This window comes from Pseudomonas sp. B611 (assembly GCF_055407965.1).
In genome coordinates this window covers 117,881-130,365 of sequence record NZ_JBUZST010000001.1, presented here as the reverse complement: position 1 = coordinate 130,365, position 12,485 = coordinate 117,881, and the positions used below count along the sequence as shown (strand labels likewise).

Sequence of the window (12,485 nt, the reverse complement as noted above, 5' to 3'; positions counted from 1 at the left end):
GATAGAGCAAGCTCTTCACAGGTGAACTCCCTTTCTTTTATTTTTATTGAGGCGCAGGGCAGCGGCAGAACGCCATCACCTATATAGCTCAATTTGAAAGGGAGTTTTGTAACGTAAGGTTAACGACCGCCAAGACACCACAAAACAAATGTGGGAGCGGGCTTGCTCGCGAATGCGGAGTGTCAGTCAACATATTCATCGACTGACCCACCGCATTCGCGAGCAAGCCCGCTCCCACATTTTTGACCGCGTTCGCTTGATTAGGGCAACACGGTCCAGATCGCAAAGCCGGCATACCACAGCACCGCCGCACGCAGCAGCAGTTCCCACAGCCGGTCGAGGCTGTTGATGCCGTCGGCGCCTACCACCGGTGGTGGGATTTCGGCGGCGACCAGCCCGACTTTTTCCACCAGCTGAGCCGCGCTGATATCCCAACTCAGCAGTTCGTGGAGCATCACGCGGCTGACCGCGACGAAGTTGCCCACCAGGGCAAAGCTGGCCGCCAGCAAGCGCACCGGCAGCCAGTCAAAAGCATGGCGCAGTTGCCCGGCGCGTTCGGCCACCAGCGGGTTTTTACTGTGCTCGCTAGCCAATGCCAACAGGCGATACGCCAGTGCAGCAACCGGGCCCAGCAGGAAGTACCAGAAGATCACGGCGAAAAAGCTCTGGTACGCCTGCCACAGCAGATGTCCTTGAACGCGTTCGAGGAGTTGTTCGCCGCTGTCGGCGCCCAGGTTCAGGTCGCGCTCGGCCACGTGCTCGGCGGCTTGCAGGTCGCCACGCCGCCAGGCATCACGAAACGGCCCGAGCCCGGCCAATAGATCGCCACGCCCCAAGCTGTAGATCACCACCAACAGGTGTACCGGCAGGGCCAGCAGGCCGTAAGCCACGGGTTCCAGCACCAGCAGCAACAGCGCCAGCAATGCCACGGGCAGCAACACCAGCAGCACCAGGATCAGCCAGGGCTGCTTGCCCATGCGCGGGCTCGATTCCAGCTTGGCCAGCTCGCGCAGCCATCCACCGTCGCACTGCAACCGCTGGCGCAAGGCCGAGAATTTCTCGATCCACACTGCCAGCACCAATACCAGGAAACTCATTGTGCGTGTCCTCCATCCTGCAGGGCGCCGCGAAAGCGCGCCCAATCAAAAGCCGGGCCGGGGTCGGTCTTGCGCCCCGGGGCGATATCGCTGTGACCACAGATACGCTGGCGGGTAATGCCGGGATAAGCCGCCAGCAATTGACGGGTCAGGTCGATCAGCGCCGTGTATTGGGCGTCGGTGAACGGCAAATCATCCGTGCCTTCCAACTCGATCCCCAGGGAAAAGTCATTGCACGTCTCACGCCCCTCGAAACACGAGACCCCGGCATGCCAGGCCCGGTCGATGCAGGACACAAACTGCGTCACGGCGCCGTCGCGTTCAATCAGAAAATGCGCAGACACGCGTAGGTCGGCGATCCCTTCAAAGTAAGGGTGTTCCGTGACATCCAGGCGGTTCTGGAAAAATTCCTGCACCTTGCCAGTGGCAAACTGCGCCGGTGGCAGGCTGATGTTATGCACCACCAACAGCGAGATTTCGCCGGCGGGGCGCTCGTTGAAGTTGGGTGAAGGGCAATGACGGATGCCCTTGCACCAACCGCTGAGGGGGTCCAACTGCATACAGGGTCCTTGAGCGTGACAAAGTGTGACCAGTATGCCGCGTTCAGCCCTGTGGTTGCGATGGTTTGCCGCGATTGAGTTGGCGCAGATTGCCCAACACCGAGGCCAGCGCCCGGTCAAACAACAGCCCGTCGTCAAGCCTGCGCAGGGCGCCACGCTTGAAGGCCTGGGCCAATTGACCGAGGTTTTGCTCCAGCACCTTGAGGCCGCTGTGGTTGATGAAAATGTAACGATTGGCCGGCGCCACAACCGCCGTCAACTTGCAGCGCAGCACGGTGTCGGGGCCTTGCTGGAACTCGATCCAGTCACCGATGCGCATCTGCAGGGCACTGATCAGGTCGGGGTCATCACCCGGCAAGTCCTGGGCGGTGTCGGGCAACTCGGTGCCGAAGGTGAAAGGCTCACGGACAACGCTCAACACTTCGACGCCCGTCAGGGGCTGCACGTGCAATACCTGCAAGCGCACAAAAAATTCACGGGTGCTGAAAGGGTCGAACGCGGCGCTGGTCAAGCCGTCGCGCAACGCTTTGAGCAGCCCCGGCAGGCGCTCCAGCAGATGCCGCCCAGCCTCGGTGTCGCTTTGCAGGCCCACGCTCCAGATCAACTCATCCAGGGTGCGCAGCGCCGACTGCCACTGCACCGACTGCTCGCCATGCTTGAGGCTGGCCAGCAACATCACCTGGCTCCACGCCTGCTGTATAAACTGCACCACTGCGGGCGGCAATGCCTTGCCCAACAGCCGTTGATTCAGCACCTGGGCAACCCGCTCGCGGGACGCGTCGTTCAGCACCCGCGATTGCTCGGCGTCACGGGTGTGCTGCTCGACCAGCTCGCTGCGGCGCTGCTCATCGGCAATAAACGCCGAGAACTGCGCGAGCAACAGGGAAAAAATCGCCGGATCTTCGACAAACTCATTCAGCAGACGCTGCACGACTTGCTCGATATGCAGGTACAGGCTGTCCCGCTGATAATCTTCCCGTGGGCTCCACTGCGCGGCGGCACAACCGACTTCATTGAGCAGCCGCCGTACCGGGTGGCTGGGGCGGCTGAAAAAACTCTTGTCCAGCACCGCGACTTTAAGCAGCGGAATCTGCAACCGGGCAATCAACGCCCTGAGCGCGCCCGGCAAGTTGCGGTCCTTGCGAATGAACTCGAACAGCATGGCCATCAGGTTGATCACGTCTTCGTCCGCAACCTCTACCACCCGGGATTTGCCGCTCTTGACGCTGACCCGGGTCAGTAACTGCCCCAGCTGGTTACGCAGGTCAACATCGTCCTCGGTGTCTGGGGTGGGCACGTACTGCTGCAAATGGGACAGCAGCCGCAGCAGGTCGCGCGTTGCGATCGGCTGCAGTTCAGCGCTGGCTTCCAGGGTGGGCGCCACGCTGCCACGCACGGCCTTGAGCAGTTCCTGCAAGGCGCCGAACGCTTGCTGGCCGTTTACGTCCAACGGCAGATCGATCGCCGGCAAGCTGTCTTTACGCAAGTGTTCACGGGCTGCCCGCCCGCCGGGGCGCCGCGAGGGCGCCGCCTTGAGCTCAGGCAACACGCCGGTGGCGACCAACAGCTGATTGGCTTCGCCATACAGTTGATCGGCGTCGCTGAGCACGTACTTCTCAAACAGCTTGAGCATGATCAGCTTGACGCGAATTTCCACACCCAGGCTGCGCCCCGCCCGCAGGAAGAACTCGCACAACAGTGCCGGCCCCAATGGGTTCTCGCGCTCATCCAAACCCTTGACCAGCACGGCACTCAAGCGCGCCGTCAATTGCCCCAGGGCCAGGCCGTCGCGGTGTCGCACCCGCCCCAGCATGGCCTCCAGCGCCACGGCTTTCTCCAGCTCGTCGCGGGATGTGCCCGGCACCGCGTCGTAGGACACCACCGGCACCAACTGCCGCTCCCCCTGCCCCGCCAGGCCCAGGTGGGCGAAGGCAGCGAACAGTTGCTCCATGAACACGCGCTCGAAATTCTTGCGCTTGAGGCGCAGGTCGCGCATGGCTTCAAAGAAAATATGGTGGTCGAGGTTGTTGCGCGCCTTGTCGGCCATTTCGAAGAGGGTGTCGTCGGCGTTATCGAACAGTTCCTGCAGACCTTGCTGCAACTGCTGCGCGGCCTTGTCACGGACCTGCAGCAACACCACCGGCAAGCGCGCGAGCGGCGATGGCATAGCCTGTGCCTTGTTGATTGGCACCACCTTTCCGTCATTGTGCATCCTGGCCTCCTGATACGGCGGTGTCTGTTGGGAGATGATGGCGCGGGCGCTGCGCGATTCCAGTCATCACCAGGACGTCAAAGCTATGACGCCAATTGCAAGGCGCGAGATTATCTTGCAAATAGGGGTAGTTGCGCCAGCAAACTCTGTCATTCGCCTGTAATTGAGCGGTGGGTTATGGGTTCGAACGCACACTGCCCCTATAATCCAGGCACTTTGTTTGTGGAGCCTGTTATGCCGAATCTCCGTCTTGCCGACCTCACCGCCGAAATCGAAGCCAACGTGCGCCGCGCGCTGCTCGAAGACATCGGCAGCGGCGATATCACCGCGCAATTGATCCCGGCCGAGCGGCTGGCCAAGGCCACGATCATTACCCGCGATGCGGCGGTGATTGCCGGCACAGCCTGGGTGGATGCGGTATTCCGCCAATTGGACCCACGGGTCGCCGTGCATTGGCAGGTGGCCGACGGTGAACGTGTCAGCCCCAACCAGGTGCTGTTCCACCTCGAAGGCCCGGCCCGCTCACTGCTCAGTGGCGAGCGCAGTGCGCTGAATTTCCTGCAACTGCTCTCTGGCGTGGCGACGCGCGCCCAGTTCCTGGCGGACTTTGTCGCCAGCACCCAGGTCAAGCTGCTGGACACCCGCAAGACATTGCCGGGCCTGCGCCTGGCGCAGAAATATGCGGTCACCTGCGGCGGCTGTCACAACCACCGCATCGGTTTGTATGACGCCTTCCTGATCAAGGAAAACCATATTGCCGCCTGCGGTGGCATTGCCCAGGCCATTACGGCCGCCCACAAGATCGCGCCGGGCAAACCGGTGGAAATCGAAGTGGAAAGCCTGGAGGAATTGCGTGAGGCGCTGGCGGCGGGCGCCGACATCATCATGCTCGACGAACTGAGCCTGGACGATATGCGTGAAGCGGTGCGCTTGAATGCGGGCAAGGCCAAGCTGGAAGCCAGCGGCGGGATCAATGAAAGCACGCTGCTGCCCATCGCTGAAACCGGCGTGGACTACATCTCCATCGGCGCGATGACCAAGGATGTGAAGGCGGTGGATTTGTCGATGCGGCTCAGTCTCTGAGGAGCTGCAAGCTACAAGCTGCTGTGCAACAACTTGCAGCTTGTAGCTTGAAACTTGTGCCGGCGCTTAAACCACCAGATTATTCATCTCGCAATACTCTTCCCACTCGACACCCAGCACTTCCGCGGCCTCCTTGTGCAAGGCCAGCCGTGCGGTGTCGAATTCGTCCGCTGTCGAGGTGTACTTGAGGGTCAGCTCCCAAGGCTGCAAGCCCTGGCTCTCGGCTTCGTCCTCGAATGCCCACTGGATCTGGTCACGCTGGTCATCAGCGCTCAGGTCCTTGATCTCTTCTTTAAGCTGCGGCGTGCCTTCAAGGTATTTCTTGAGGGCTTCTGCGTGCCGAACTTCCTGGGTCATTTCAGTCGTGGTCATGTCGTTCTCTTAGATCGAGGAATGGGGATGCATCTGGGTCATCAAGGTTGCGCAGATACAAAAGAGCGGGCGTGAATACCGACTCGTCTGGCCTTCAGAACCATTCTGGGATCATCTGAAAACAGTGCTGCCTTTTTGCCCGAGACAGGAATCGAACCTGCGACCTTCGCGTTACGAGTGCGCTGCTCTACCAACTGAGCTACACGGGCGGTGGGCTAAAGCTAGCACCGCATCGGGTGTCCGGCAACTCACGACCCTGGCAGCGCAATCACCCCCTGGGCCCAGAAGCGCGGCTGGAGATGGTTGTGGGTGTCGCCGACATAACGTTGCTGGGCCTGCGCGATGTGCGGCACATCACGAACGGCAACAAATATCAGCAGACCAACGGCCAACACGCTCAACAGTTTCCACAGGTGACTGACCGGTGCCGGCGAGGCAGTCGGCGCCACCGCCCAGCTGTGCAGCGCCATCAGCCAACCCACCACCAACGCCAACCACAGCTGGGAAATGGGCATCACGATCACGCCATCGACCATGGACTGGGTCAGCGCGCCGACCAATGCGGCAAACAGGCACAGGCGCAGCACGTCCGAACGCTGCGCCGACAACGCCCGCTCACGCAGCAAGCAGACAGTGGCCCAGCCGCCGCGCCAGGCCAATACGGCGACGCAAATCGTCGAAGGCACGCCCCACTCACTGGCCCATTGCAGGATCGCTTGATGAGGATGGGTCGCCACGTCGTTGGGGATGTCGGCAAACTGCATCGGCCCAAAACCCAACCAAGGGCGTTCGACGATCATATGCCAGGCCTGCCACCAGATCTCGGCACGCCCCGACAGTGACGTGGTGAGGCGATCGCTGGCACCGCTTGAGGTTTCGATGCCCAAATACCCCGTCAGCACCGTGAAAAATAGCCAGTACAGCGCTAGGCCGGCGCTTGCCGCCGCCAGTTGCCAGGCCAACCAGCGTCGCCCTAAGGGCCCCAACACCATCAGCAAGACACCCGCCGCGCCCATGCCGAGCCATGTGCCCCGCGTGCCCCCGCTGATGGCGATCAACCACCACACCGACAGCAAGGCAAACACACCAACGCGCAAGGAACGAGGGAGCTTGGGCATCAGCAGGGGCAGTGCCAGCAATGGCAGGGTGAAGGTCTGAAATTGACCGTAGAAACGCTTGTTGGAGAAACCCGACAGCAACAGATCGAGGTCCAGCACGTGCTGGCCACTGCTGAATGCCAGCATCACCGCATGCAGGTACTGGATCGACTTGATCAGGCACAGCAGCACAATAACCAGCAACAGGACACGGTCCAGCGGCTCGCCGCCATAGCGGCGAAGCGTGGCGAACGCCAGCGCAATCACGCCACAACTGACCATCAGCGCCACCTCGGTGAACGCCCAGAGAGGTCGGTGGGCCAGGGCCGAAGACAGCAGGCCCAGGGCGATCACCAGCCCCAGGCCGAGGGCGGTGGGCCGGTCCACCCACGCCGTGTTGGGGGCCGCCAGCCCATACAGCAGCGCGCCCAGCGCCAGGGCAATCTGCAGCGTGCGTTGCAGGTCGTGCCCGCTGAAAGGGGCACAGACCCCCAGCACCAGCAAGCACACCGCCAGCACCAGGAACACATTACCGCGCTGCTGTATGGAAAACGCCATCAGCCACCTCTACGTCCGTGTGGATGGTCGGGCCGTTACGCCCCGTTGGCGCCGCAGCCCTTGGCGACGTATTTTTCTTCGGCGTTGGTCACACATTTCCAGCCCTTGGTGGCGTCGCGGGTCAAGGTGATGGCCTTGCCCAGCACCGGTGCCGGGGCGTCGAGGATTTCGCAGCTGATGGAACCGACGCCCGTGGCCACATCCCCTGCCACGTCGATCTTGCAATTGGCGGTCGGGCTGGTGCCACCGATCAAGGCCACGGTGGGCACTGTGCCTTGGTTGAAAACGTCCTCGTAACCCGCCTTCAACGCCGTGATTTCAGCCAGCCCCGCCGTGAACTTGGCCTTGGCCTGGTGCGTGGTGTACATCGGCAAGCCGATGGTGGCCAAAATGCCGATGATTGCCACGACGATCAGCAACTCGATCAAGGTAAAGCCTTTCTGACGTATCACATTCACTCTCCAGAATAGAACCTATGACAAGGCGCGTCCTGCGCCCCGTAGTGTGCAGCGGCGCCAGTGTACTCACCCGCAACGGGGCAAGCGCCTGCAAGACGCACATTCTGACATTTTATCGCGCGCGGCCAACCCGTCTGAATCCGTCACCTGACTAAGCTATAAATCTTCCACTCCCCGTATGCGGAACCGTGACATGGACGACGCTTCAACGATCTACGCCTGGGAAGGCACCAACCGCAAAGGGCGCAAGGTGTGCGGGCAAACTGCTGGCCACAACCCCGCGATGATCAAGGCACAACTGCGCCTGCAAGGGATCTGCCCTGGCCGCGTGCGCAAGCGCCCCAGCGTTTTGCCAAACCTCACATCACCGATCAAACCGCTGGATATCGCCCTCTTCACCCGCCAGTTGGCCACGCTGCTGAAAGCGGGAATCCCCCTGCTGCAAGCCCTCGACATTGTCAGCGAGGGCTTCGAAAACCCGCGCATGCAGGCACTGGTAAGCGGGTTGAAACAAGAGATCGCCGCCGGCACCAACCTGGCCACGGCGTTGCGTAAACAGCCACGCTATTTCGATGAGTTGTACTGCAACCTGATTGCGGCAGGCGAACAAGCTGGCGCCCTGGAAGCACTGCTGGAACGCGTGGCGATACACCTGGAGAAAACCCAGAAACTCAAGGCGCGAGTCAAGAAGGCCATGACCTATCCCGCAGCGGTGCTGGTAGTCGCAGGCGTGGTCTGTACGCTGCTGCTGATGCACGTGGTGCCGCAATTCCAGAGCCTGTTCGCCGGCGTCGATGGCGAACTACCCGGTTTTACCCTGGGGGTGATTGCCCTGTCCGAATTCCTGCAACGCGCCTGGTGGATCGTCGCGCTTTGCCTGGGTGTAGCAATGGCCACGCTGCGCCAGGCTTATCGTGTGTCCCCGGGGTTTCGTCACGGGTTGCAAGCCGGTTTATTGAAAGCGCCCCTGGCAGGCACACTGCTGAAAAAATCCGCCGTCGCCCGCTACGCTCGCACACTCTCGACTACGTTTACCGCAGGCGTTCCCCTGGTGCAGGCCTTGGACTCAGTGGCCGGGGCTGTCGGTAACGGGCCATTCAGACTCGCCATCGAGCGCATGCGCCATGATGTCGCCACCGGCATCCAGTTGAATCAAGCCATGAGCGGCAGCGGCCTGTTTCCCCGAATGGCGATCCAGATGACGATCATCGGCGAAGAGTCCGGTACGCTGGACCGCATGCTGGAAAAGGTCGCCAGCCACTATGAAGCTGACGTAGACAGCCTGGTGGATAGACTCACAAGCTTGATGGAGCCGCTGATCATGGTCGTGCTGGGAAGCATTGTCGGGGGACTGGTAATTGCGATGTATCTGCCGGTGTTTCAATTGGGGAGCGCATTTTGAGCCTGCTGCTGAGTGAAAAACCCTGGCTTTTTGTCGGCATGGCGCTGGTGCTGGGCCTGATCGTCGGCAGCTTCCTCAATGTGCTGGTGTGGCGCCTGCCGAAAATGCTCGAACGTGAATGGCGCGCCCAGGCCCAGGAAGTCCTCGGCCTGCCGACCGACCAGGCCGGGCCGACCTACAACCTGATGTTTCCCAATTCCTGCTGCCCCCATTGCAACCAGCCGATTCGCCCTTGGGAAAATATCCCCGTGCTCAGCTACCTGATGCTCCGGGGGCGCTGCGCCCACTGCCGCGGGCCGATCAGTGCTCGTTACCCCTTCACCGAACTGGCCTGCGCGCTGATTTCGGCCATGGTCGCCTGGCATTTCGGCTTTGGCTGGCAAGGGGCGGCGATCATGCTGCTGAGTTGGGGGCTGCTGGCGATGAGCCTGATCGATGCCGATCACCAACTGCTGCCGGATGTATTGGTGCTGCCGCTGTTGTGGCTGGGGCTGATACTCAACAGCTTCGATTTGCAGGTGACGTTGGCCGATGCCGTATGGGGCGCAGTGGTCGGTTACATGAGCCTGTGGTCGGTGTTCTGGCTATTCAAGCTGGCCACCGGCAAAGACGGCATGGGCCATGGCGACTTCAAGTTGCTGGCCATGCTCGGTGCCTGGGGCGGCTGGCAAATCCTGCCGATGACCTTGCTGATGTCATCGCTGCTCGGGGTGATTGGCGGGCTGATCCTGATGCGCCTGCGCAAGACCCAGGCGTCGGCCCCCATGCCGTTCGGCCCCTATCTGGCAATTGCCGGCTGGATTGCATTGCTCTGGGGTGGTCAAATAACCGACTTCTATTTGCAGTCTGTCGGTTTCAGATGACCACTTGTGTTGCAACACCCTGGACTCTTGGCCTCACCGGCGGCATCGGCAGCGGCAAAAGCGCGGCGGCCCAGCACTTTATCGACCTGGGCATCGACCTGGTGGACGCCGATCACGCCGCCCGCTGGGTCGTCGAACCAGGCCGGCCGGCACTGGCACGTATCGCCGAGCACTTTGGCGCGGGCGTGCTGCAACCTGACGGCCAACTGGACCGCGCCGCGTTGCGCAAGCTGATCTTTGAAGTCCCCGAACAGCGCCGCTGGCTGGAAGCCTTGCTGCACCCGTTGATTGGCGAAGAAATTCGCAGCCACCTGGCGCGCGCACAATCGCCTTACGCGATCCTGGTGTCGCCGTTGCTGATCGAATCCGGCCAGCACAGCATGACCCAGCGCATCCTGGTGATCGACGTGCCGCAATCGCTGCAGATTCAGCGTACCCTGCAGCGCGACGGCATCAGCGAACAGCAGGTGCAGGCGATCCTCAAGGCGCAATCCAGCCGCGAAGAACGCCTGAAACATGCCGATGATGTGCTGGTCAATGACAAGGACCTCGCCTGGCTGCACAGCGAGGTCGAGCGACTGCACCACTTTTACCTTACTTTGCGTGGAGGCCGATCATGAGCCAACCCTTGACCGTCGATTGCCCAACCTGCGGTGCCCCCGTGGAATGGACAGCGACCAACCTCAACCGGCCGTTCTGCTCGGACCGTTGCAAACTCATCGACCTGGGTGCCTGGGCCGCAGAGGAACACAAGATCCCCGTGGCCCCGGATGCCGAAGATGAGCTGTTTTCCGAAGACCTGACGCCGCGTCACTAAGGGCGCATAAAGGCGTACTCCTGCTGGTCGTCGAGATTCTCTGCAAGGTATTGCAGCTCGTCGGCCAGGTCTTCGAAACTGCGCACGCCCTTGCTCTGCTGCACCACCGCACTGAGCATGGCGCGCAGGGTCAAGCCTGGGTCAAAACCGATTTCCTGTGCCGCGTCCTGACTTCTGCGCAATTCCTGCCGTGCCCACTCGTACACACTCATGATCCGTGCTCCTGGAAAATTTGGCAGAGCATGGGCCTGCGCGTGGGCGCGGGATTTGATCTGGATCAACGCGGCGAATCGTCGTCGTTCCAGGGTGCCGAGAGGTATCGGGTGCGATTGAAGGTCTCCAGCCATTCCGGGCAAAACACCACCAAAGCGCTGATGACCATGCCGTTGATAAAGGCTTCGGGGAAGATGATCAGCCATAGGTAGCCGACGAAATCTTCCAGCCATTCCGGCATGGCAAACCGCCCGTCGAACCACAGCAGGCCCAGCCCCAGCAACAGGCAGAGCAAGGCCGACAGCGCGGCGGCGAAAAAGCCCGAGCAGAAGATATACACAAAGGGATTGCGTGGTTGCGCGCGCTCCACCAGCAGCGCGCAGGTTTCGGTGACCAGCACCGGCAGCACGATCAACAACAGGCCGTTGACGCCGAGCGCTGCCAGGTCCTGGCGCCCCAACACCATCAAACCGAGCTGGGCGGCAAACCCGCCGACGATTGCCAAGGGCCAATCCAGCAGCAGGGTCACGGCGGTCATGCCGATAAAGTGGTAGGAAACCCCGGTATCGAAATCCCGCCGCACCAACCACAACATAAACAGCGCGAACACGGTGCCGAACAGCAAATGCTGGCGCCGTCGGTCGGCAAACAGCTCGACCCAGGGCGAACGCAAGATGGCCCATAGCACCACGGGCACAAACAGCAGCCAGCCGAGGCCCAAGGTTTGTGGTGCGAGCACTGCAGCACTGATCACGACGGCCCCCTGCTTGAATAACAGTCGAGTGAGCAGTCTACACCGACCTTTTGCAACGGGACTTCCTGTGGTCATCATTTGGACGCTAAGCTGCAAGCATGGATGACTCAGATTACTTGCGCCTGCTCACCGTAGCGGCCGAACAAGCCAACGCGTTCTTGTCCAATGCCCGCAAATGGGAGCGTGAGCGTTGGGTCTGCCAGCGCCTGCTGCAAGGCTTGAATGTGCCCTACCGGGCCGAAGAGTTTCACGCCGCCGGGCAAGAGCCGCCGGACGTGCTGTTTCGCGATGCCAGTTTCGAGGTGTTTTTTGTACTGGACGAGGGTCGGCGCCTGAACGACGAATGGCGCGACGAGTTGCTGCGCCGGCGCAGCGCCTTCTCCCTCAGCCAGTTGGTGCGGCGCGAAGCCAAGCCGCGACGCATCCCCGCCCATGAGTTTTTGCTACGCCTGGCGCCGACGTTGCGCAAAAAGGCGCACAACTATAAAGAACGCGGAATAGAGCTGGGGGAGCTGGACCTCGTCGCCTTCACCAGCCTCAAGCGTGAAGTGCTCGACCTCAACAGCCATTTCCCGCCACCGACGGAATATCTGCGCCAGGGTTGGCGCTCGCTGTCACTGGTGGGGCCGACCTTTGCCCGCGTGCTGTTTGCCCACCCCGACGCACCGGATTTCTTGCGCAACAACCTGGGCCGCAGCATAGTGTTCGACGTGGGCATCAGCCTCTGAGCCCCCGGACTGTAACGTGGCGCCCTTTTGCAACGTCTACCTGACGAGGCCTTTATGACCAGCCGCCTGAACCCCGATGACCAACAGCATGTCGAAGAGTACCTGCAACTCTCCCAGAACCGAGTCGAGCGCAAGCCTTTCCGGCCGTGGCTGCTCCTTGGTGTGGTGCTGGTTGTGGTGATCGGCCTCGGCCTGCTGAGCCGCCTTTTGAGTTACCTGACGCTATGAGCTGCCTGGCGCTCGCGGGGGTAACTGCTCCGATTTCTTTTAG

At 61.4% G+C, this 12,485-nt stretch carries 15 protein-coding genes and 1 tRNA gene; 7 read left to right on the top strand and 9 right to left on the bottom strand.

Annotated features, from left to right (window positions below; genetic code table 11):
- Positions 1-260 precede the first annotated feature (260 nt).
- The 3 genes from ampE to ACZRMO_RS00680 are packed head-to-tail and all read right to left on the bottom strand — an operon-like array spanning position 261 to position 3,869.
- The gene (gene ampE, locus ACZRMO_RS00690; RefSeq protein WP_463971575.1) at positions 261-1,097 is read right to left on the bottom strand and encodes a regulatory signaling modulator protein AmpE; all 837 of its coding nucleotides are present in this window, start codon (positions 1,095-1,097) and stop codon (positions 261-263) included.
- On the bottom strand, positions 1,094-1,657 hold the full coding sequence (gene ampD / locus ACZRMO_RS00685) for a 1,6-anhydro-N-acetylmuramyl-L-alanine amidase AmpD (protein WP_124527520.1): 564 nt from the start codon (positions 1,655-1,657) through the stop codon (positions 1,094-1,096). Before ampD ends, ampE begins: the two co-directional genes overlap by 4 nt.
- Positions 1,658-1,700: 43 nt before the next feature.
- Positions 1,701-3,869 carry a DUF1631 domain-containing protein gene (locus tag ACZRMO_RS00680; RefSeq protein WP_463971574.1) on the bottom strand — a complete coding sequence of 723 codons (2,169 nt, stop codon included), beginning with the start codon at positions 3,867-3,869 and terminating at the stop codon, positions 1,701-1,703.
- A gap of 234 nt (positions 3,870-4,103) precedes the next feature.
- Between ACZRMO_RS00680 and nadC the strand changes: the two genes are divergently transcribed.
- Positions 4,104-4,952 carry a carboxylating nicotinate-nucleotide diphosphorylase gene (nadC, locus tag ACZRMO_RS00675; RefSeq protein ID WP_463971573.1) on the top strand — a complete coding sequence of 283 codons (849 nt, stop codon included), beginning with the start codon at positions 4,104-4,106 and terminating at the stop codon, positions 4,950-4,952.
- Positions 4,953-5,018: 66 nt separating this feature from the next.
- Here nadC and ACZRMO_RS00670 read toward each other — a convergent pair whose 3' ends face one another.
- From ACZRMO_RS00670 to ACZRMO_RS00655, 4 genes are all read right to left on the bottom strand, one after another.
- Positions 5,019-5,324: a DUF6388 family protein gene (locus ACZRMO_RS00670; RefSeq protein WP_017737933.1), complete on the bottom strand. Its 306-nt coding sequence runs from the start codon at positions 5,322-5,324 to the stop codon at positions 5,019-5,021.
- Between the two features lie 136 nt (positions 5,325-5,460).
- Positions 5,461-5,533 (bottom strand) — tRNA-Thr (locus ACZRMO_RS00665).
- Between the two features lie 39 nt (positions 5,534-5,572).
- Complete coding sequence (locus ACZRMO_RS00660) at positions 5,573-6,979, bottom strand: O-antigen ligase family protein (protein WP_463971572.1); 1,407 nt, start codon at positions 6,977-6,979, stop codon at positions 5,573-5,575.
- 35 nt (positions 6,980-7,014) lie between these two features.
- Complete coding sequence (locus ACZRMO_RS00655) at positions 7,015-7,428, bottom strand: pilin (RefSeq protein WP_463972110.1); 414 nt, start codon at positions 7,426-7,428, stop codon at positions 7,015-7,017.
- A gap of 202 nt (positions 7,429-7,630) precedes the next feature.
- Between ACZRMO_RS00655 and ACZRMO_RS00650 the strand changes: the two genes are divergently transcribed.
- Genes ACZRMO_RS00650 through yacG form a run of 4 tightly spaced genes read left to right on the top strand, consistent with a single transcriptional unit; the run spans position 7,631 to position 10,519 of the window.
- A complete protein-coding gene (locus ACZRMO_RS00650) occupies positions 7,631-8,839 on the top strand; it encodes a type II secretion system F family protein (protein ID WP_463971571.1) in 1,209 nt (402 codons plus the stop codon).
- Positions 8,836-9,702: a prepilin peptidase gene (locus ACZRMO_RS00645; RefSeq protein ID WP_463971570.1), complete on the top strand. Its 867-nt coding sequence runs from the start codon at positions 8,836-8,838 to the stop codon at positions 9,700-9,702. The genes ACZRMO_RS00650 and ACZRMO_RS00645 overlap by 4 nt, the downstream gene beginning before the upstream one ends.
- On the top strand, positions 9,699-10,322 hold the full coding sequence (gene coaE / locus ACZRMO_RS00640; protein ID WP_463971569.1) for a dephospho-CoA kinase: 624 nt from the start codon (positions 9,699-9,701) through the stop codon (positions 10,320-10,322). Before ACZRMO_RS00645 ends, coaE begins: the two co-directional genes overlap by 4 nt.
- Positions 10,319-10,519 (top strand): DNA gyrase inhibitor YacG, encoded by a 201-nt coding sequence (gene yacG, locus ACZRMO_RS00635; RefSeq protein WP_017737928.1) that lies wholly within the window; start codon positions 10,319-10,321, stop codon positions 10,517-10,519. Before coaE ends, yacG begins: the two co-directional genes overlap by 4 nt.
- Here yacG and ACZRMO_RS00630 read toward each other — a convergent pair.
- Together ACZRMO_RS00630 and ACZRMO_RS00625 are read right to left on the bottom strand one after the other, a co-directional pair.
- A complete protein-coding gene (locus ACZRMO_RS00630) occupies positions 10,516-10,731 on the bottom strand; it encodes a hypothetical protein (protein WP_003171680.1) in 216 nt (71 codons plus the stop codon). The genes yacG and ACZRMO_RS00630 overlap by 4 nt on opposite strands.
- A gap of 65 nt (positions 10,732-10,796) precedes the next feature.
- Positions 10,797-11,486 carry an energy-coupling factor ABC transporter permease gene (locus tag ACZRMO_RS00625; RefSeq protein ID WP_463971568.1) on the bottom strand — a complete coding sequence of 230 codons (690 nt, stop codon included), beginning with the start codon at positions 11,484-11,486 and terminating at the stop codon, positions 10,797-10,799.
- A 98-nt stretch (positions 11,487-11,584) separates the two neighbouring features.
- Between ACZRMO_RS00625 and ACZRMO_RS00620 the strand changes: the two genes are divergently transcribed.
- Positions 11,585-12,214, top strand: a complete 630-nt coding sequence (locus ACZRMO_RS00620) for a DUF1780 domain-containing protein (protein ID WP_463971567.1) — start codon at positions 11,585-11,587, stop codon at positions 12,212-12,214.
- A gap of 54 nt (positions 12,215-12,268) precedes the next feature.
- A complete protein-coding gene (locus ACZRMO_RS00615; RefSeq protein ID WP_016976295.1) occupies positions 12,269-12,442 on the top strand; it encodes a DUF3094 family protein in 174 nt (57 codons plus the stop codon).
- Positions 12,443-12,485: the final 43 nt, after the last annotated feature.